General features: G+C 57.9%; 16 protein-coding genes. 13 read left to right on the forward strand and 3 right to left on the reverse strand.

Annotated elements, in window-relative coordinates; all coding sequences use genetic code 11:
- The first annotated feature begins 233 nt into the window (after positions 1-233).
- The 6 genes from B3C38_RS03185 to B3C38_RS03210 all read left to right on the forward strand — a co-directional run bounded on the left by B3C38_RS03185 (position 234) and on the right by B3C38_RS03210 (position 10,684).
- Entirely contained in the window at positions 234-1,244 is a 1,011-nt protein-coding gene (locus B3C38_RS03185; RefSeq protein ID WP_286725255.1) for an FAD:protein FMN transferase, read from the forward strand.
- Between the two features lie 7 nt (positions 1,245-1,251).
- Complete coding sequence (locus B3C38_RS03190; RefSeq protein WP_022332337.1) at positions 1,252-2,124, forward strand: YegS/Rv2252/BmrU family lipid kinase; 873 nt, start codon at positions 1,252-1,254, stop codon at positions 2,122-2,124.
- 107 nt (positions 2,125-2,231) lie between these two features.
- Positions 2,232-3,155, forward strand: a complete 924-nt coding sequence (locus B3C38_RS03195) for a helix-turn-helix domain-containing protein (protein WP_286725259.1) — start codon at positions 2,232-2,234, stop codon at positions 3,153-3,155.
- A gap of 182 nt (positions 3,156-3,337) precedes the next feature.
- Positions 3,338-4,792 (forward strand): site-specific integrase, encoded by a 1,455-nt coding sequence (locus B3C38_RS03200; protein WP_286725262.1) that lies wholly within the window; start codon positions 3,338-3,340, stop codon positions 4,790-4,792.
- A gap of 90 nt (positions 4,793-4,882) precedes the next feature.
- Positions 4,883-8,152, forward strand: coding sequence for a hypothetical protein (locus tag B3C38_RS03205; protein ID WP_286725265.1), 3,270 nt, complete (start codon positions 4,883-4,885; stop codon positions 8,150-8,152).
- Between the two features lie 501 nt (positions 8,153-8,653).
- A complete protein-coding gene (locus B3C38_RS03210) occupies positions 8,654-10,684 on the forward strand; it encodes a glycoside hydrolase family 2 protein (RefSeq protein WP_022331831.1) in 2,031 nt (676 codons plus the stop codon).
- Here the strand turns inward: B3C38_RS03210 and B3C38_RS03215 are convergent.
- Both B3C38_RS03215 and ispG read right to left on the reverse strand, forming a co-directional pair.
- The gene (locus B3C38_RS03215) at positions 10,608-11,222 is read right to left on the reverse strand and encodes a WbqC family protein (RefSeq protein ID WP_232044663.1); all 615 of its coding nucleotides are present in this window, start codon (positions 11,220-11,222) and stop codon (positions 10,608-10,610) included. The two genes, B3C38_RS03210 and B3C38_RS03215, sit on opposite strands and share 77 nt — an antisense overlap.
- Positions 11,207-12,688 (reverse strand): (E)-4-hydroxy-3-methylbut-2-enyl-diphosphate synthase, encoded by a 1,482-nt coding sequence (ispG, locus tag B3C38_RS03220; RefSeq protein WP_022331833.1) that lies wholly within the window; start codon positions 12,686-12,688, stop codon positions 11,207-11,209. Before ispG ends, B3C38_RS03215 begins: the two co-directional genes overlap by 16 nt.
- A gap of 101 nt (positions 12,689-12,789) precedes the next feature.
- Here ispG and B3C38_RS03225 point away from each other — a divergent pair, with 101 nt between their 5' ends.
- The 7 genes from B3C38_RS03225 to B3C38_RS03255 all read left to right on the forward strand — a co-directional run bounded on the left by B3C38_RS03225 (position 12,790) and on the right by B3C38_RS03255 (position 20,397).
- Positions 12,790-13,239 (forward strand): radical SAM-associated putative lipoprotein, encoded by a 450-nt coding sequence (locus B3C38_RS03225; protein ID WP_022331834.1) that lies wholly within the window; start codon positions 12,790-12,792, stop codon positions 13,237-13,239.
- 86 nt (positions 13,240-13,325) lie between these two features.
- Entirely contained in the window at positions 13,326-15,434 is a 2,109-nt protein-coding gene (recG, locus tag B3C38_RS03230; RefSeq protein WP_276790960.1) for an ATP-dependent DNA helicase RecG, read from the forward strand.
- A gap of 44 nt (positions 15,435-15,478) precedes the next feature.
- Complete coding sequence (locus B3C38_RS03235; RefSeq protein ID WP_022331836.1) at positions 15,479-16,276, forward strand: DUF3108 domain-containing protein; 798 nt, start codon at positions 15,479-15,481, stop codon at positions 16,274-16,276.
- A 78-nt stretch (positions 16,277-16,354) separates the two neighbouring features.
- Positions 16,355-17,293: a hypothetical protein gene (locus B3C38_RS03240; RefSeq protein WP_117507761.1), complete on the forward strand. Its 939-nt coding sequence runs from the start codon at positions 16,355-16,357 to the stop codon at positions 17,291-17,293.
- 478 nt (positions 17,294-17,771) lie between these two features.
- The gene (gene ahpC, locus B3C38_RS03245) at positions 17,772-18,338 is read left to right on the forward strand and encodes an alkyl hydroperoxide reductase subunit C (RefSeq protein WP_286725278.1); all 567 of its coding nucleotides are present in this window, start codon (positions 17,772-17,774) and stop codon (positions 18,336-18,338) included.
- A gap of 5 nt (positions 18,339-18,343) precedes the next feature.
- Positions 18,344-19,894, forward strand: a complete 1,551-nt coding sequence (gene ahpF, locus B3C38_RS03250) for an alkyl hydroperoxide reductase subunit F (RefSeq protein ID WP_286725280.1) — start codon at positions 18,344-18,346, stop codon at positions 19,892-19,894.
- A gap of 29 nt (positions 19,895-19,923) precedes the next feature.
- Positions 19,924-20,397, forward strand: a complete 474-nt coding sequence (locus B3C38_RS03255; protein WP_286725283.1) for a Dps family protein — start codon at positions 19,924-19,926, stop codon at positions 20,395-20,397.
- A gap of 178 nt (positions 20,398-20,575) precedes the next feature.
- Here B3C38_RS03255 and B3C38_RS03260 read toward each other — a convergent pair whose 3' ends face one another.
- Positions 20,576-21,580, reverse strand: a complete 1,005-nt coding sequence (locus B3C38_RS03260) for an ROK family protein (RefSeq protein WP_022331840.1) — start codon at positions 21,578-21,580, stop codon at positions 20,576-20,578.
- Between the last annotated feature and the right edge of the window lie 40 nt (positions 21,581-21,620).

Here is a 21,620-nt window from a genome sequence, read left to right on the forward strand (position 1 = left end):
GCCGAAAAGCTCCTGCTTTTTCTCTGCTGTTAAATAAGCCATTTTTGAAAGTTTATTTAAATTCCACTCTACGACGCATCCCCCTTACCGTGGATAACGCCAGAGCGTCCGGCAAAGTTACGAAATAATTGACAATTAAGCATGGCAAATGAAAAATTATTTACCTTTTTTACACGGATTTATCGCCTTAAACTCCGGAAAATACTATTTTTGCGGCAAAACAAGTCTACGTTATGGTAAAGACGCTTATTTTCGCACTCCTCGCGACGATGTGCGCAGCCTTCCTGTGGGGCTGCGGCGGCAAGGTTTCCTATACGACCGTCGACGGGACGATGCTCGGCACGACGCTGCACGTGGTGGCCGACGTGCAGGGCACTTCGCCGCAGGAGCTCTACGCCGCCGTCATGGCGCTCGACCGGGAGGCCAAGGCCTCGATGTCGATCTTCGACCCGGCGTCGCTGCTGAGCCGCCTGAACCGCAACCAGACCGACAGCGTCGACCGCCATATCGCCTTCAACCTCCGCCTGGCCGACAGCATCAGCTCGCTGAGCGACGGCCGTTACGACGTGACCGTCAAACCGCTCGTCGAGGCGTGGGGCTTCGCCGGGAAAGAGGCGCAGGAGAACCCGAACGTCGATTCGATCCTTGCGTTCGTGGGCCGTCAAAAGGTGCGCATCGAAAACGGCCGCCTGATAAAGGACGATCCCCGTGTGCAGCTGGATTTCAATTCGATCGCCAAAGGATATACCGTCGACCTGCTCGCGCAGCTCGTCGAGTCGTTCGGTGCCCGGAACTACATCGTCGACATCGGCGGCGAAGTCCGCTGCAAGGGCGTCAACCGGCAGGGGGATCCGTGGCGCATCGGCATCGAGACCCCGTTCGACGGCAACATGTCGAACGGCGAATACCTCCAGCGGCGTATCGGGATGACCGAAGGCGGCCTGGCCACCTCGGGCAATTACCGCCGTTTCTACCTCGATGCCAAGGGCAACAAGATCGCCCACACAATCGACCCCCGCACGGGGCGCAGCGCCGTTTCGCGCCTGCTGTCGGTGACGGTCGCGGCTCCGACCTGCGCCGAGGCCGACGCCCTGGGAACCATGTTCCTGGCGATGGGGGCCGACGATGCGCTGGCCGCGGCGAAGTCCATGCCCCGGATGAAAGTCTATTTCATCCTCGCCGACGGCGCGGATGGCTATGAAGAGTATGTTTCGCCCGCCATGAAGGCGGCAATCATGCAATAACCGATTTATGAAAAGCGCAGTTTTCCTCTACAACACCCAATCCGGCAAGTGCAAGATCGGCCACTGTACCGATAGCATCTGCACCGTATTCCGGGCTTACGGCTACGAGATTACCCCGCAGCCGATCGACTTCGAAGCCAATCCCTTCGACGGCAACGAGCAGATCAGCCTGATGGTCGTGGCCGGCGGCGACGGCACGGTCAACTATGTGGTCAACTCCATGAAAAGCAAGGGGCTAGATATCCCCTTGGGGGTAATCCCCGCAGGTACGGCCAACGATTTCGCCGGGGCGCTCGGCATGTCGCACAAACCGCTCGAAGCAGCAAGGCAGATTGCCTCGGGCGCCATCGACCGGGTGGATTGCGGCTGTGTGAACGGCCTCTACTTCGTCAATATTTTCAGCTTCGGCATCTTTACCACCACCTCGCAGCGTACGCTCGACGAACGCAAGCACAAAATCGGCAAGCTGGCCTATATCATCGAAGGGGTCAAGGAGTTCCGGGCGATGCACGCCGTGCCGCTCCAGGTCGTGGCCGACGGCGAGGCGTTCGATTTCAATTCGCTCATGGTGCTGGTTTTCAACGGCGAAACCGCCGGGGGATTCCGCCTTGCGCGCCGGTCGTCGATCAAGGACGGCCTGTTCGACTGCCTGATGCTCGAAAAGAAGAATTTCCTGCGTTCGACGCTGGCCATGGGGCGTTACCTGCTGGGCGGAAACCCCAAGATCGTCCGCCACCTGCGGGTTCGGGCGCTGGACATCGTCTCGACACTCAACGAACCTACGGACGTCGACGGCCAGAAGGGTGCCGAATTTCCGCTGCATATTGAGTGTATCGCCGGCGGCCTGCGTGTGATGTGCCCCCGCGAGGAGGGGAAATAAAGGCGGGACAAAATCCGGCCGCGGACATTGCGTTTCCTTTGTTTTTTGCACGAGATATTGCATTTGCGTATGAAAAATGTTACATTTGTCCGAAATACCACGACGATATGGCGGATACTATCAAAACGGCAAGGGCGATAAGGGAGAGCGGAAGGGAGAACTTGCGTAAGGTTTCGATCTCCCGTATCAAAAAGGAGATGAACGATGTGTTCTATCTCTCCGACGATCTGGTAATCACAACGCTTTCTGCACAGAACAATACGACGGCCGAGTACCCGGCTTCGATCGACGGTTTTTCGGCCATCATCATGATGACAGGCGAGGCGACCGTGTCGATCGACATGCAGAATTACAGTGTCAAACCCAATACGATCGTCTTTTTCAATCCCGACAGCATCATCCGCACGGTGAAATGTTCGGCGAACGCCGCAGCCTATTTCCTCGCCTTCTCCAAGTCGTTCGTCAACGAAATCCAGATAGACCTTTCTACCTCGCTGCCGGTCTACATGCGCTTCGGGAAAGCCCCCGTGCTGGAAGTCGCGCCGCAGGACGTGGATGAGATACGCCAGTTGTTCCAACTGATCAAAACCATGCTGCGCAGCGACAAGGAGCGTTACCGCCACGAGATCATCCGCACGCTCTTTACCACGGCGTTCTACATCATCACCGAGATTAACCAGCGCGAGCAGCCCGGCGGAATCAAACAGGGGCGCTGCGAAGTACTTTTCGACGAATTCATGTCCCTGTTACAACAGTACAACAAGCGGGAACGCAACGTGAGTTTCTATGCCAAACAGTTGAATATCACGCCTAAATACCTTTCATCGGTCGTCAAGGAAGTCAGCGGGAAAACTGCTGCGGGCTGGATCGACGAGTCGGTGATCCTCGAGGCCAAAGCGTTGCTGAAATACTCGGGAATGAGTATCCAGGAAATCGCTTACCACCTCAATTTCTCGACCCAGTCGTTCTTCGGCAAATACTTCAAGCAGCATACCGGCACAAGCCCCTCGCGCTACAAGCGCAAAGGCTGATCGGCATGCGCGGCCACAGGATGAATCCCTCTCCCGAAGAGGGATTTTTCTTGTGCCTTTTCCCGACGGGGAATAAGGCCGGATTTATTATTGCATATCAATCGCATAGGACATATGTTGCCGGGGCAACGGGGCTTTTTCCGCCCCTTAATTTGTAAACCATAGCGTAAACCGGAAAAAAGATGAAAATTGCAAAAGCTACCATTACCGCGCTCCTTTACACCTCCAAGACCCTTGCCAACGGCGAACACCCCGTCATGATCCGGGTCTGTTACAACGGCAAACGTAAATACAAGAGTACGGGGCTCTCCTGCCCCGCAAAACTCTGGAATACGGCGAAACAGGAAGTACGCGGACGCCATCCCCTTTCGATGAATATGAACGCCCTTATCGAATCGGAACTGATGTGCCTGAAAAACAAGGTGCTGGATTACGAACGGCAGGGCATGGCCTATTCGGTGCAGAGCCTGCTCGAGGCTTCGGGGCGGAAACCGCCGTCGCGCAAAACGCTGGACGACCTGTTCGAAGAACGCATCGCCTATTTCAGGGACTCCATGCAGAAACACAATACGGCGGCCGGCTACCAGACGCTGCGGCATATTATCGGACGGTATTCCCAGAACCGGACGGTCGAGCTGTTCGACGTGGACAAGGCCTGGCTGCAGGATTTCGAACAGCACCTCCATACGCGCTACGCCGACACGAGCATAAAACGCTTCTTCAGCGCATTCAAGGCGCTGATGAATTACGCTTGCCAAAGCGGCCAGCTGGCCGTAAGCCCGTTCCACGGGTTCCGCCTCAGCCGGAGGCTCGATGTCAGGACGGCCAAGCGGGCGCTGGAAACCGGGGAACTGGAGGCGATCGTACGTTACTACCTCGACACCTATTATTATAAGACGAACCGAAAGCCCGATGTAAAAACGATGCAGCGACGCTACTGGCGCAGCCGTGTGTATGGGGCGGACGGCACCGTCAGGCAGGCCGCGATCGATGCCGAACAGTTTTCGCTCGCGCTGTTTATCTGCTCCTATATCTTCCAGGGGCTTGCCCTGGTCGACCTCGCCCGGCTGAAGTGGAAGGATATGGTCTGCATCGAAATTCCTGACAAGGAGAAATACGACCGGGATCGTACGACATACGGCCTGCGATATGCCGAGGTGCACAAGGCCACAGCCACGTTCTACGAAATCAACCTCGTCCGTGCCAAGACGCAACACCCGACACGGGTGCTGGTCGAACGGTCGGTGGCATGGCCCTACATGGTGCCGTTTTTAGGGCTGGGAAAGGCGCGGGGCAACGATTTCGTCTTTCCGATCTACTTCGACGAAGACCCTGTGCACCAGTTCGAGCGGATCACCTATGCGAACAACGTGATAAACCAAAGCCTGCAACGGGTTGCCAAACGCATCGGCCTCACGCGGAAAGTCACCTTCTATGCGGCACGCCATACCTATGCGTCCAGGCTCTACCATGCCGACGTTCCCCTGCCCCTGATCGCTCAGAACATGGGACGCAACCCCGCGGAGATCGAGACCTACCTCAAGGAGTTCGACACCGACAAGATTATCAGCGCCAACAAACGCATCTGGCAAATCCCCCGGACAGAACCGCTCGAAACGAATACCGGCGGATTGTAAACCGTCCAGTCAACCGGCTACTTCTTATTGTCATTAACAGACTGATAAACAAGGTCAAAATAATTATCCGCACTGTTCCTCACGGGAACAATGTTAGCCGGTGTCGGTTGTAAGGACTACGACGACGACATCAAGGAAATCAACAACAAAATCGAAGGCCTCGAGACGGGCAAGCTTGCCTCGCTTGAGGAACAACTCAACTCCCTAAAGGTTACAATCAGTACGCTGGAGCAGGCCGACAAGGATCTTCAGCAAAAAATCAACGAACAGGAAAAGGCCATTTCTTCCGCCACAGGTGATATCGAGCAGCTTGAAAAAGAACTCGAAAAAACAGTTAAAGCCCATGAAAGCTTGCAAACCAATATTGATAATCTGAAGAAATATTGCGACGGGGCTTTCCTCAAGACAGCAGATGCTGCCAAAACCTATGCGACAATCGTCAGTGTTGCAGATGCCGTAGCTCTTGCAAAGAACTTGAAAGTCTACAACACCGATGCAGCCATCAAGAAGGCCATCGACGATGCTGTAGCTGCTGCTGTAAATGCAAACGGAGCAGCTTTCCAGGCAGCTTTCGACACGCGTTTCACATCGGCACTCGATGCAGCGCTTTCGTCCGAAGCTGGTAAGGAAGGCAAGATCTACCAGGCTATCACGGCTGCCATTTCGCAATACGATGGTAAAATGCACCAGTGCCTGACCGACGCCTTGGCAGAAAACGGTGTTATAACCAATGCTATTGCCGATGCCATTGCCGATGCGAAAACAGATTTGACGGCAGAGTTGCAAAAATGGGTATCGGGACGTCTGACCAGTGTAACGCTGATTCCCGATCTTTATGAAAACGGCATTGAGACGATCGAAGTCAACTCGTTACGCTACAAGAAAATGAAGGTCAATACCTCTACGGAAACGGCCGCTGTTACTCCTGCTACCGAAAAGTATTGGTATATTTCCGAAAAAGCTACACCCGTTCGCTACCACGTTTCGCCTTCGGTCGTTACCAACAGCGATATCGAGACTCCTTCGTTCGTGTTCGAACAGGCTGTTTCGCGTTCCGCCGTCGGCAGCACGCTCCTGTCCGTCGTTTCCAACACATGGTCGACCGAGGCCGGCAGTGCATGGAACATCAAGAGCAACGAACTGACAGTCAACACACGTCGTGTTGCCGGTTATGGTCTTGTAAAGCCTGCTCCCGAAAATAATATCTATACGGCAGCATTGAAGGTGCCTATTGCGGAGAAATGGCTGGAAGACGATGCCGACGATACGTTCATTTATTCCGACTATACGAAACTGAGCGAATATATCTATGATGTTAAGATCTCAGCCCTGCGCGATGACGGGGAAGGAATTGCCAAGTACAGCGATACGGACAGCAAACATTATCATTTCTACGAGACGTATAAGAAGGCAACAGATTTGGTGGCATCGAAGCCGGCTGCGACTTGCGATTACGACGAAACGATCGACCTGTTGACCCTGGTTACCGGTTGTGCAACCAATGCAGAGGGAGCTAAGGCCCGTGAAATCAATAAGGCAGCTCTTGCTGTTGCGGGTTTGGAATTCCGTTTCGCAGTGCCGACAGTCCCGTTCAAACGCGGCGAAAACGAAGCCGACAACCAGAAGTACATCAAACTGAACGGCTCGGTTGCAACCCCCGTTACTCCGGAAGGAACCGAGAATAACCAGGCAGCCATCGGTAAAACCCCCGTTGTACGCGTCGAATTGTGGGATGCAAAACGCAATGAGATCGTAGACGTAAAATGGCTCCAGCTCAAATGGACACAAAAGACCTTCAGCTTCCCGATCGACAAGATCTATACGAAACTGGGTTGCAGCTATACCTATAAGTTCCTTTGGGATGATATGAACAAGCATATCCTCGAGAAGATGGGCGAGAGCGGCATGTCGCAGGCCGATTTCGTGAATACTTATAAAGTCGCAGGTATCAGCACGACCGACAAATGGACGGAGCGCAACAATAATACCGGTTTAGGCAAGGTCGTTACGGACAAGACCTCCGACGATTACAAGAACGGCAATTACGAAATGTGGTATGGACTCGATGCCAATGCCGCAGAGTCGACACCCGCGTTCGAATGGCACCTGACGGCCGACCAGATCGGTAAGATTATCGACCTGGACGGGAAGCTGCTCAGCAAGTACAAGGACGGTAAGGATATGTTCGTTACGATCAATCTGGTACGCAAGGACGGCAACGTAGACGGCGGTCTGACGATCACCTTCGGTGTAAACTTCACCGTCGAGCTGAAGGCTACGGTTACGAAGAATACCGCATGGTGGCACTCCGACTACGCAGGCAACGCGAACAAGAGTGTCAAGGTCACGCCGATCCACATTAACACGGCCAACCCGGAATACCGCAACGGAACTGTCGATAAGTTGGTTAACTATGAGTTCGACCTGGCAAGCGCATTTACCGACAAGAAGCCGCTCGCCAATATGAACAACTGCGCCGTATGGGATATTCAGTTCTCCAAAACGCAGCCAGTTACGGACTTCAAGGTTAACTTTAACCCTGCAACCGCCGAACCCCAGGTAGAGCACAACAACGACGATTACGGCTATGTGCTGCAATCGAAGACCCTCAGCGGTAATGCTTCGAGAATCCAGTTCAACGGCACTCAGACGCAGAATGCATGGTTCGGTATAGACAACGGCAAGTCGGTCGCATCCGAGATATCCGTATTCGTGGGTGAAAATGCAGCCGGCTATGCACTGCTCGGCCAGCGTGCGAACGCGAAGATTTGGGGCTCAATCAACCCGAAGAACATCTATCTGGTCGAAACGTTCGAACTTTCCTACGTTGCCCCGCTCAAGTTCGTGAACGACCTGGGTGTCGTAGAGCTTCCCTATGCAGCTGAAGGACAGACTATCGATTGCGCAGAGGCTATTTCGATCCGAGACTTCCAGAACTACCTCGTAGCTGCAAAAGCCCCGGTAGCAGCGCAAGGTGAGGATGAATATGCTCCCGAACGCTACAAGTACTACGATGTCAAGACCGCTCAATGGAACTTTGCCGAAGCAGTTGTCAATCAGGCTGTCGACGCGCAGGGCAATATTTCGGCTGTCAGCATCGAGGGTATCACTGCCGACAACTACGCAACCGAGGTTGCCAAGAGAAAGCTTTATAGCGCCAACTCGTTCTTCAAGATGCCTTCGGGTCAGAACTGCTTTGAGACGAATGCCCAGGATGCTACGAAACTCGATTTCCACAGCCTGCTTGGTAACGACCTCGGCAAAGAGGTATCGGTACTGATTCCCGTATCGGTTCAGCACAAGTACGGCGTCGCCAAGACCCTCGTTCAGGTCAAGGTCAAACCGGTTGTTCTTGACTAAGACATCTTTCCCGCGGAATCCGGCGCTGCCTCACAGCAGCGCCGGGAACCCGGAAACATACCCCAAGGCAGGAGTCGCACATCCCCAAAGTTTTTTGGTAACAAAAACTCCCACTTTTCAAGTAAAACTCCTGCCTGCGGCAGACCGAAGAGGCGCGGTCTGCCGCTTTTTTTGTGCCCGGAAGTTCCGCGGAACTCTTCCGATCTTCCTCTCGCGGGCATCACGCGCGGCAGGCGGCCCGCAATGACCGACCCTGTCCTAATATCCGCTCGCGCCCGACCCGGCAGTGTTTCTACAATCACGCAACGGCCCAATACGAATGCACACCACTCAACCGACAAACACGCCGTACGTATATCCCGACATACATTCCGCCCCGAATAACGCCGGACAGCCGACTCCGGATACCGACAGCACGGAAGCGGCGCCCGCAGCGGAAAATTTGATTTTGAGCCGGCGTTGTATTATCTTTGCATCAGGACACCAAAACCATCCGAGACAATGAAACGATACATAGCGACACTCCTGCTCCTCGCCATCTGCGCCTCTACACAGGCCCGCGAGGTATTCCCCCTGAACGAGGGATGGCGTTTCTTCTTCAAGTCGGAGAACAGCAGCGACAACGCCCGACATGTTACGCTGCCCCACACCTGGAATACAGATACGGGAGGCACCGGATATTTCCTCGAAACAACGGCCAACTACCAGAACGACATGTATATCCCGGCCGAATGGGCGACCAAACGGTTATTCGTGAAATTCTACGGCGTGCAAAGCGTGGCCGACGTCTTCGTCAACGGCTACTATGTCGGCGGGCACAAGGGCGGAGGTACGGCTTTTGCGCTCGAAATCACCGACAAGATACGGTTCGGTTCCGACAATGCGCTGCTGGTCGTCGTCAGCAACAATTACTGCGACGACGTGCTTCCCACCTCGACGGACATGAATCTCTACGGAGGCATTTACCGTGAAGCGGAGCTGATCCTTACGGAAAAAACAGCCGTATCACCCCTCTACCTCGGCTCGGACGGCATACTGGTGCGCCAGAACTCGGTCAGCGACGAGCGGGTCGAAGGCGAAGCGGAGATCCATCTGGTTACCGGCGGGGAGAACAGTTGCGTCCTGACGCTCGACATCACGGCGCCCGACGGCAGCCGCGTATTTTCCAAACGACAGAAAACGCGCATCGACGGGAAACCCGTCACGATTCCCTTCTCGGTCGACGCCCCGCAGTTGTGGAGTCCCGCCAACCCGGCCCTCTACCGGGTATCGGTAAGCATCGGCGACGCGACCGTCACCGACAGCGTCGCTGTGCGCACGGGCTTCCGCAGCATCGTAGCCACCCCGGCGGGCGGCTTTGCGGTCAACGGCAGCCGCATCCCGATACACGGCGTAACGCTCTACCACGACAACGCCATCTCGGGCGGCGCACTCATCGCGCCCGACTATGAGGCTGACCTCGGCCAGATCCGCACCCTCGGGGCGAACGCCCTGCGTTCGGCCGTGATGCCCCATGCGCAATACCTCTACGACCGTTGTGACGAGCTGGGCATGCTGGTATGGGTCGATGCGCCGTTCCACCGCTCCTCGTTCCTGGGCGACGTGGCCTACTACGCCACCCCGCAGTTCGAACAGAACGGCCTGCAACAGTTGCAGGAGATCATTGCCCAAAACTACAACCACCCCTCGGTGGTGATGTGGGGTATCTTTTCGCGGCTTTGGACGCGCGGCAACGACGTAACGCCTTACCTGGGCAAGCTCAACGCGGCGGCACACGCCCTCGACCCTTCGCGTCCCACGGTGGCCTGCAGCGACCAGGACGGCAATATCAACTTCATCACCGACCTGATCGTCTGGCGACAGGACGTAGGCTGGCGCAAAGGCACGACGGACGACGTGACCGTATGGCGCGACCAGTTGCAGAAAGGGTGGTCACACCTCCGCTCGGGAATCTGTTACGGGGGCAGCGGCTTCATCGGACACAAAAGCTATACGGCACAGGCGGCACCCCGCGCGAACTGGATGCCCGAGGAGCGTCAGACTCACTTCCACGAGCAGTATGCCAAAAACCTCCAGAACGACTCGCTTTTCTGGGGGACATGGATCAACAACATGTTCGACTACGGTTCGGTACGCCGGCCTTACGGGGTGAACGGCGCCGGTCTCGTGACCATCGACCGCCGCGAGCGCAAGGATGCGTTCTACCTCTATAAGGCTCTGTGGAACAAGGAGGAACCGACACTGCACATCACAGACAAGCGGCGGACGCTGCGCGACGGCGAACGGCAGGCATTCCATATCTATTCGTCGGCCGGTGCCCCCACGCTGCTCGCAGGGGCCGACACGCTGGCCGTGACGGAATACGCCACGTGCCAGTACCGCACGGATTCGGTGTCGCTGCGGGGCACGGTCGAAATCAAGGCCATCGCCGGGCCGTTGCGCGACAGCGTGACGCTCAGAGTCGGCAACGTCTTAAAACCGAAACGGCTTCAGGGCCCTCGGCGAACAGTAAATCCGCAACCGACAAATTAGGCTGGAAAGGCATACGATCGGAGAAGACCTGCACATAGGGCTCGGCAATGAACGCCGGGCCCTCATTGCGCCGTTTGGGACGCAGGTCGGTGTCGCCCGCGGCGGCAGCGACATACGCCTGGGAGAACTCCGGCATGGGAACGCGCAGCAGGGAGCAGAGCCGACCGAGCAGTTCGGCATTGTAATCGGCCAGGAATCCGTATTCCCGGCGGTAGAAAGGTTCGAAATATTCAGCGTAAAAATCGAAATAGGGCGACCCTTTGTAGGAGGCGACCAACGCCCCCCAGTGCTGGTGCTGCCAGCGTTTCGAATAGTCGATCCGCACGTCGCGTACGGGCTGGCGGGGACGGTTGGCATGACACACGTGGACGGTCAGCTCCATCACCCCATCCGTAGCGAGGATACGGGCGCGGTTGCGCTCCGAGCGCTTCACGAAATGCTCGCCCAGGTCGACGACGCACCCGCCGCACAACAAGTGCGCGAAGTACTCGACCGAGGGCAGGTATGCGAGCGGCAGGATCGTCATGGCTCCACCCACTCGCCGTCGGCCTTGATCAGTTCCACGAGGCGGTCGAGCGCCTCTTCCTGCGGGATGTTGCGTGCCACGACCGTGCGCCCCTTGTAGAGCGTGATGCGGCCGGGTACGGCACCCACGTACCCGTAGTCGGCATCGGCCATCTCGCCAGGGCCGTTGACGATGCATCCCATGACGCCGATCTTGAGGTTCGAAAGGTGCGACGTGCGCGATTTGATGTCGGCGAGGGTCTTTTCGATGTCGTAAAGCGTGCGACCGCAACTCGGGCAGGCGATGTACTCGGTGTGCGAGAACCGCACGCGCGCCGCCTGCAGGATCATCAGCTCGATTTCGCGCACCTGCTCTTCGGCAAATCCCGGCGCGTCGATCCAGATGCCGTCGGCCAGCCCGTCGAGCAGCAGCACCCCCAGGTCGGCGGCAGCCTTCACGGCCAATGTCTCCAGCGAGGTCTCCTCGTAACGGCGTTTCACGACGACCGGTTCGGGGGTATCGAGGTTCAGGATCGCGGCGCGCAGCTCGGCCGTGGGATTGCCCGACACGGCCTCGATTACGCGGAAGCCGTCGAGCGGCTCGCTGTGCACGACCGGCACCTGTATATTCGTACGGCGGCGGTACTCGGTCGGGGAGTAACGCTCGGGATGCAGCACGGGAAATATCCCGGGGCGCTCCGCGAAGTGCCTTACCAGCAGTTCCGCCACGGGAATTTCGTGCTCCGGGGCCTCGGTCAGCGATACGCGGATCGTGTCGCCGATGCCGTCGCAGAGCAGCGCCCCGATACCTACGGCGCTCTTGATACGCCCCTCGATGCCGCTGCCGGCCTCGGTGACGCCCAAGTGGATCGGATAGTGCATATCCTCGGCATCCATCGCCGCGACCAGCAGCCGGTAAGCGGCGACCATGACGCGCGTGTTGCTCGACTTCATCGACACGACGACCTGGTCGAATCCGTGCGCCTTGCAGACACGCAGGAACTCCATGGCCGAGACGACCATGCCCTGCGGCGTATCTCCCCACTGGTCGAAGACACGTTTGGCGAGCGACCCGTGGTTGACGCCGATGCGCAGGGCGACGCCCCGCTCGCGGCAGCGGGCGATCAACTCCTCCAGCTCCCCGCGATCCGTGCGGTAATTGCCCGGGTTGATGCGCACCTTGTCGACATATTGCGCGGCAATGGCGGCCACCTCGGGCAGGAAGTGGATGTCGGCCACGACGGCCGTATCGAAGCCCTCGTCGCGCAGACGGCGGACGATGCGGGCAAGGTTCTCGCCCTCGCGCCGCCCCTGTGCCGTAAGGCGCACGATCTTTCCCCCGGCGCGGTCGATCCGTTCGATCTGCGCCACGCTGGCTTCGGTATCGTTGGTGTCGGTGTTGGTCATCGACTGCACGGCGACCGGGTGCCCGCCGCCGATCACGACCCGCCCGATGCGCACCTCGCAACTCGGGCGGCGACTGTATTCCGAAAGATTCATCTCTTCTGCGATTGTGATGCAAAGATAAAGATAATCCGCGATTTTGCGAATTCCGATTTATTCCCTATATTTCGGATAGCAACCACAATCCCGCTCCCGCCATGAAAAAACGCATCAAAAAACGCCTGTCTTTCCTGTTGCTGACACTGCTCGGGTTCTCTACGGCCTGCGAAAAACAGAAAAACGGAGAACCACCGACCGCCATGTACGGAACGCCGCACGTAAATATCTGGGTCGGCGGCAAGGTAACCGACAAAACCGGCACCCCGATACCCGGGATCGAGGTGCGCCAACCAAACAGCTCCTATAAGGCACAGACCGGGGACGACGGTTGCTACGAACTTCCCGGACAATTATTCTCCATTGAAACGACGGCGGACATCCTGTTTACCGACACCGACGGCCCGTCCAACGGCGGGGAGTTCGCGGCACAGTCCGTTCCGGTCGAATTCACCGAAGCCGACCGCGTCTCGGAAGCCGAGGGATGGTGCGGGGGCAGTTTCGCCCGCATCGGTGTCGACGTCACGCTGGAGGAGGACGCGCAGGAATAGCCCGGAATAGCCCGCGGCAACACCCGGCAAAAGGAATAACGCCCTGTGCGCGATACGGATTTCCTGTTTTTTCGTATATTTGTCGTGTGGACTACCTGGACAACGACATAAAATTCGTAGGCGGCGTCGGCGAAGCCCGCGCCCGGCTTCTGGACAAGGAGCTGGGCATCCGTACGCTGGGCGACATGCTGCGTCACTACCCGTTCCGCTATATCGACCGCACGAAAGTCTACCGCATCGCCGAGATCACCGACGATGCGCCCACCCTGCTCCAGTTCCGCGCCCGCGTGACGGGCGTAGCCTATGCCGGCACGGGCCGCAAACGCCGCTTCACGGCCTATGTCTCCGACCCCACGGGGTCGGCCGAACTGGTCTGGTTCCAAGGTATCAAATGGATCGAAAAACGGGTCGAAGTGGGACGCGAATACCTCATTTTCGGACGGCCGTCGTTCTACCGCGGCGAATTGTCGATGGCGCACCCCGAGCTGGAGACCATGGAACAGGCGCTCTCGCGCAAAGCCGAAAGCGGCATGCAGGGCATCTATCCCTCGACCGAGAAACTTTCGAACGTGCTCGGCGCCAAGGGCATGTACCAGATCATCTGCAATGCGTGGGCGCTGGCCAAAGACCATATCCCCGACTACATGCCCGACGAGGTGCGAACCCGCTACGGGCTGATCCCACTGCGCGACGCCTACTACAACATCCATTTCCCGCAGTCGCCCGAACTGCTGCGGCAGGCACAGTACAGGCTGAAATTCGACGAACTGCTGGGCATCCAGCTCAACGTCCAGTCGCGCCGCACGGAGCGCCTGGCCAAAAACAACGGTTTCCTGTTCATGAAGGTCGGGGGCGTCTTCAACACCTTCTACAACGAAAAGCTACCGTTCCCGCTCACCGGAGCGCAGAAACGGGTCATCAGGGAGATCCGGCAGGACACCGTCACGGGCTACCAGATGAACCGCCTGTTGCAGGGCGACGTCGGCAGCGGCAAGACCCTCGTGGCGCTGATGTCGATGCTGCTGGCCGTGGACAACGGCTACCAGGCCTGCATGATGGCGCCCACCGAGATCCTCGCCCGCCAGCATTTCGCCACCATCACGCGTATGCTCGACGGCATGGGGGTGAAGGTCGCCATCCTCACCGGCGCCTCGAAGGCCAGGGAGCGCCGGCTGGCGCTCGAAGGGATCGCCTCGGGCGAGGTGCACATCCTGATCGGCACGCACGCCCTGATCGAAGACCGGGTGCAGTTCGCCAACCTGGGGTTCGTGGTGATCGACGAGCAGCACCGCTTCGGCGTGGAGCAGCGCGCCCGGCTCTGGATCAAAAACGAGCAGCCGCCGCACATCCTCGTGATGACCGCCACGCCGATTCCCCGCACGCTGGCCATGACCCTCTACGGCGACCTCGACGTCTCGGTGATCGACGAGCTTCCGCCGGGACGACGGCCGATCAAGACCGTACATTACACCGATGCGGCGCGGCTGCGCCTGTTCGGCTTCATGAAGCAGGAGATCGCCAAGGGACGGCAGGTCTATGTCGTATATCCGCTCATCAAGGAGTCCGAGGCCATGGATTACAAAGACCTCACCGACGGCTACGAAGCCATATCGCGCGATTTTCCGCTGCCGGACTACGTCACGACGATCTGCCACGGCAAGATGAAACCCGCCGACAAGGAGGAGTCGATGCGCCAGTTCAAGTCGGGCGAGGCCGATATCATGGTCGCCACGTCGGTCATCGAAGTAGGCGTCGACGTGCCGAACGCCACGGTCATGGTCATCGAATCGGCCGAGCGGTTCGGGCTCTCGCAGCTGCACCAGTTGCGCGGGCGCGTAGGGCGGGGCGGCGAACAATCCTACTGCATCCTGATGTCGGGCGAAAAGCTCTCGAAGGAGTCGCGGGCACGCCTCGACGCCATGTGCGAAACCAACGACGGATTCCGCCTGGCAGAGCTCGACCTCAAGCTGCGAGGTGCGGGCGACATCAACGGGACGCTCCAGAGCGGCATGGCGTTTGATTTGAAGATCGCCAACCCCACGCTCGATGTCCAAATACTCACCGTTTCGCGCGAGGCGGCGGCCGGCATCCTCTCCGCCGACCGCACCCTCTCCCGGCCGGAGCACCGCGGCCTCAGGGAGTTAAGGAGGCGCTATTCGGGGCGCGAAGAGATTGATTTTTCGATGATTTCGTAATATTTCATACCCACGACCGTTTATCCATTAAAAACCCTTTTTCCATGAAACGACTGTTATTCACGATATTGTTATTCACCGCCGCACTGCCTGCCGCAGCCCAGCTCTACCACCCGGGCGAGCAGCTTTTCTACCGCGTCAGCTACAAGGCCAAGATGTTCCCCAACACCGAAGTGGGAGCGGTCGAGGTCAAGACGAGCGAGGTGCAGCTCGACGACCGCAAGTTCTACAAGGTCGAGGGCATCGGCCGCACGCTGCCCACCTACCGCTGGTTCTTCAACCTCGAAGATATCTACACGGTGTGGATCAGCCCCGAGACGCTGCGTCCGGTACGTTTCGAAAGCGACCTCAAGGAGGGCGACTACACGTTCCAGAGCTATTACACTTACGACTGGGACAACGACCAGGTGCATACCCGGTGGCGGCGGCGCCAACGGCCTTTCGAGGAGAAAACCATGCCCCTGACTCCCGAGAGCATGGATGCCATCGCGCTTTTCTTCACCATGCGCTCGGCCAATGCCGAGGATTTCAAACCCGGTGAGCCCGCAACCCTCCAGATGGTATTGCAGGACACGATCCGGCACCTGAATTACAGGTACATAAGCCGCGAAACGAAGAAGATCCGCAACATGGGACGCTTCAAGACCCTGAAGTTCGAATGCCAGCTGGGCACCTCCGAAGGGTTCTCCTTCACCGACGGCACGGTCTTCACGCTATGGATCTCGGACGACGAGAACAAAATCCCGCTTTACATCGAGTCGCCCGTCCGCGTAGGCAGCATCAATGCCTATATTTCGGGCTACAAGGGGCTTAAATACCCGATGACGAGCCTCATAAAATAAAAATTTTGTTATCTTTGCCTCAGGATAACCCTGACCCGGCGAACAATCAGGTAAATTCGACACTGAAAAACTGTTTTTATGGAAGAAAATAAGCAAGGGTACGACCCCTCGGAATTCGAGGACGACGATTACATGACCTCGCAGCCCGTCCCGGAAAAATCCATCCGCGGCTACCGCATCGTCATCATCATCCTCTCGGTGATCCTGGTGGCGCTTTCGGTACTTTATTTCAGCATACACCGCCAGCAGATGGTCGACAACCAGCTGCTGCAGGCCGACCGCGATTCGATCCAGAACGACCTGGGACGCCTGATGACCGACTACGACAACCTGCAGGTGACCAACGACAGCATCTCTGCCAACCTCAACGTGGAACGCGACCGCGCAGACTCGCTGATGACGCGCCTGAAAAAGGAGCGTTCATGGAACCTGGCCAAGATCAAACAGTACGAAAAAGAGGTGGGTACGCTGCGTACGGTCATGAAGAGCTACATCCGCCAGATCGACTCGCTCAATACGCTCAACAAAAAACTCATCAACGAGAACGTAACCTACCGCAAGGAGATCTCGTCGGCGAAGCTGCGCGCCGAAATGGCCGAGGAGAAGGCTGCCGAGCTGGACAACAAGGTACGTGTCGGCGCCGTGATCCGCGCCCGCGACATCCGTCTCTCGGCGCTCAACGCCAACAGCAAACCCGTGTCGAGGATCAAGAATGCCGCGCGCCTTCGCGTGGATTTCGTACTGACGGCCAACGAGCTGGCGACACCGGGCGAAAAGACCGTCTACGTCCGTATCACCTCGCCCGACGGCTATGTACTGACGACCGAGGCCATGCCGACTTTCGATTTCGAGGGTGAACGCCTGAGTTATTCAGCCATGCGCGAAGTGGACTACCAGAACCAGGATCTCGAAGTGGGTATCTACTATAACAGCACAGGCTTTGCCGCTGGTGCCTACACCGTACAACTGTTCTGCGACGGCCGCCTGATCGGAACCTCGCAGATCGCGATGCGATAAAACAGGAACACCCCGCACCCAAGGCGGGAGGAGAGCCCAAGCCCCGGAGTTAACGCTCCGGGGCTTTCGTTTTGCAGGCACCCCGCTCCCGGCACCGGGAAAACCCCGGCGGCCTGCGGGAATCTTCATTCCGGATTCCCGCATGATGCGATCCCGGCTGCCCCGGGCACTCCGATCCTGTTCCCGGCCCCGCCTGTTCCGGATTCCGGCGCATATCCCCAATAACGGGTATCGGGCGGGGAAAATTCCCCTGAAATTGCGATTGCACGGATACGCCGGGCTCCGTACTTTTATAAAATCTACGGGCAACGGCAAAACACAGGCCGGAGCGCGGTAAAAGCACTATCATAAATTTTAACTATAACTACATAAATATTATCAATTTGATTTATACAAAGATTTCCCCTATTTTTGTATCAACAAAGAGGAAGAAAACTAAAGCAGCAAAAAATATTCACATAAATAAAAAAGTATAGCTATGACATCAATCATCAATTCAACGGTACCCGAATTCAAGGTTCAGGCCTACCACAACGGCAAATTCGTAACGGTCACGAACGAAGACCTCAAAGGCAAATGGGCGATCTTCTTTTTCTACCCGGCTGACTTCACGTTCGTATGCCCCACCGAGTTGGTGGACATGGCCGACAAATACGACCGGTTCAAAGCCATGGGCGTGGAGGTCTACTCGGTAAGCACCGACACCCACTTCGTGCACAAAGCCTGGCACGACACTTCGGAAAGCATCCGCAAAATCAACTACCCGATGCTCGCAGACCCCATGGGTGTACTTTCGCGCGGCTTCGGCGTCATGATCGAGGAAGAAGGCGTAGCCTACCGCGGCACGTTCGTCGTCAACCCCGAGGGGAAGGTCAAGCTGGTGGAGATCCAGGACAACAGCATCGGCCGCAATGCCGAGGAGTTGCTGCGCAAAGTCGCCGCGGCACAGTTCGTCGAGGCGCACCCGGGTGAAGTATGCCCCGCCAAATGGCAGCAGGGCGCCGAGACGCTCAAACCGAGTATCGACCTGGTAGGTAAAATCTAAGGGCCATGCTGGATCATACACTCAGGGAGCAGTTGCTCCGCTTGTTCGAGGGGCTGGAAGCCTCCTACGTGTTCGACGTCACGGCCGACCCCGGCCATGCGTCGCGCGGAGAGCTGCTCGAGCTGCTCGAAGAGACGGCCGCCTGTTCCGCGAAGATCGGCTGTCGAATCACCGACGGGCAGGGACTGGAGTTCCGGCTTCTGCGCAACGAGAAGGACACCGGCATCCACTTCCGGGCGGTGCCCAACGGCCATGAGTTCAGCTCACTGGTACTGGCCGTGCTGAACGCCGACGGCAAGGGCAAAAACCTGCCCGACGAAGCGACGCGCCGACAGATCGGGGCGCTCGGCGGGCAGATCGCGCTGACGACCTACATGTCGCTCACCTGCACCAACTGCCCCGATGTGGTACAGGCGCTCAACCTGCTGGCGCTCTCCAACCCCCGGATCACCCATACGGCCGTGGACGGAGCCCTGTTCCCCGAGGAGGTTGCACGGCTGAATATCCAGGCCGTACCGGCGGTCTTCCACGGCGAAGAGCTGATCCACGTCGGCCGTGGCTCGCTGGCTGAACTGCTGGATAAACTCGAGGAACGTTTCGGCACCTCGGATACAGGCATCACGCCCGTCGTGCGCGAATACGACCTGCTGGTCGCCGGGGGCGGCCCCGCCGGGGCTTCGGCCGCGATCTATGCAGCCCGCAAGGGGCTCCGCGTGGCGGTCGTGGCAGAAAAGGTCGGCGGGCAGGTCAACGAAACGGTAGGCATCGAAAACCTGGTCTCGGTGCCGCGCACGACCGGAGCAGAGCTCGCGGGCGACCTGCGCAGACACATGGAGGCCTACGGGATTGACATCTGCGACAACCGCCGCATCGAACGTTTCGACATGGACGGCGGCATCCGGGAGCTGCATGCCAAAGGCGGGGAGGTTTTCCGCGCCCCGGCACTGGTCGTCGCCACGGGAGCTTCGTGGCGCAGGCTCGGGGTGCCGGGCGAAGCGGAGTACATCGGCCGCGGCGTAGCCTTCTGCCCCCACTGCGACGGGCCGTTCTACACCGGGAAGCATATCGCTGTGATCGGCGGCGGCAATTCGGGCGTCGAGGCCGCAATCGACCTGGCGGGCACCTGCGCTTCGGTGACGGTTCTCGAATTCATGGAGACTCTCAAGGCCGACCAGGTATTGCAGGAGAAGCTGCGCACGCACCCCAATGTAGCGGTACATACGAACGTGCAGACGCTCGAGGTCGAAGGCGACGGCAGCCGCATGACGGCCCTGCGCACGAAAGACCGCTCGACGGGAGAGGAAAAACGGCTGCCGCTCGACGGCGTATTCGTCCAGATCGGCCTCTCAGCCAACAGCAAGCTGTTCGCCGGCATCCTCGACACCAACCGCGCGGGAGAAATCCTCACCGACAAGGAGTGCCGCACGTCGGTACCTGGCGTATATGCAGCGGGCGATGTGACGGACATACGTTACAAACAGATCGTGATCGCAATGGGCGAAGGAGCCAAGGCAGCCCTGTCGGCCTCGGAAGACCGGATCAAGGGAATAATTTGATATACAAACAATTAAAATAAAAAACGATTATGAAAACACTGGATTATTTGCACCTGAACGAGAAGAAGGTACAGGGCGTAGTATCGGCACTGCATTCGCTGCTGGCTGATTTTCAAGTATTTTACACCAACCTGCGGGGTTTCCACTGGGACATCGAAGGGCACGGGTTCTTCGTCCTGCACGGCAAGTTCGAAGAGCTGTATGACGATACTGCCGAAAAGGCCGATCAGATCGCAGAACGCATCCTGATGCTGGGCGGCAAGCCCGAAAACAGGTTCAGCGAATACCTCAGGGTCGCCAAGGTCAAGGAGGTTTCGGGCGTAACACGCGGCGATGAGGCCATCGGGCATATCCTCACCACGTACAGCTACCTTATCGGCGAGGAGCGCAAGCTGCTCGAACTGGCCTCGGAGGCCGGCGACGAGGCTACCGTGGCGCTGATGAGCGACTACCTGAAGGAGCAGGAGAAGATGGTCTGGATGCTGACCGCCTACAACAAATAGCCCTTCACAGGGACACCGGGCAGCCGGTATGTAACGGCAATGCCGGCGGAGCACAAACTCCGCCGGCATTCTTTTCATCCGGACAAATCCGAAAACGGCATCGGCAAGACAAGACAATCCCGGCTCATCCTCTGCCAGGCAAACCGAAGCGACGCCCGTCGCCCGGCCTTCCGCCGGATTATTTATGCTCCTCCTGCCAGATCAGGGCCGAAGCGCCGAGAATCGCGGCATTCTTACCCTGGATACCGCTCGGAAGCAGCTTCACCTTGTTCTTGAATGCAAAGAGCATATTCTCCTCCATGTACCACTGCGTAGGCTCGAAGATCAGCTTGCCCGCCTTCGACAGGCCGCCGAAGAGGAAAATCGCCTCGGGCGACGTGACGGTCACCACGTCGGCCAACGCACGACCGAGCATCTCGCCCGTAAAACGGAAGGCTTCGAGTGCGATGGGATCGCCCTGCTCGGCAGCGGCGGAGATCATCGAAGCGTCGAAATCGCCGAAAGCGATGTCGCGCAGCTTGCTGGGAGCCGACATTTTGGCCATCAGTTCGAATGCCGTACGCTTGATACCCGTAGCCGAAACATAGGTCTCCAGGCAGCCCTTCCGCCCGCAACCGCACTCGCGGCCGTCGCGCTCGACGATGACATGGCCGAACTCTCCGGCAAAGCCATCATGGCCGTAGATCATCTCGCCGTTGGCGACGAAACCCGATCCGAGGCCCGTACCGAGCGTAATCATGATGAAGTCGCGCATGCCCTTGGCATTGCCGTAGATCATCTCGCCGATCGTCGCGGCATTGGCGTCGTTCGTCACGAGCACCTTCACACCCCCGAAGCAGTTCCGGATGTCGTCCGCCAGCGGGAAAACGCGGCGGCTTTCATCGGGATTGGGGTCTCCCTCGCGGAATTTCCAGAGGTTCGCGGGGTTTTCGACCGTACCTTTATGATAATTGGCATTGGGGGCACCGATACCGATACCCGTCAGTTCGTACTCGAACGAAAGGCTGTCGGCCAGTGCGTGCATCGCCTGGCAGAGGTCTTCGACATAGGCCGGATAATCGTCTACACTGGGGTATTTCTTGGTCGAAATGACCGATTCGGCATACAGGTCGCCGTTTTCGTCGACGAGGCCGAACGCAGTATTGATACCGCCGATGTCCACGCCGATAGCGAGTTTTTTCATATCGTGTTCTGGTTAAAGGTTAGAATTTATCAGGTCAAAG

Source organism: Alistipes sp. UBA1686, from assembly GCF_002320215.1.
Classification (GTDB): Bacteria; Bacteroidota; Bacteroidia; order Bacteroidales; family Rikenellaceae; genus Alistipes; species Alistipes onderdonkii.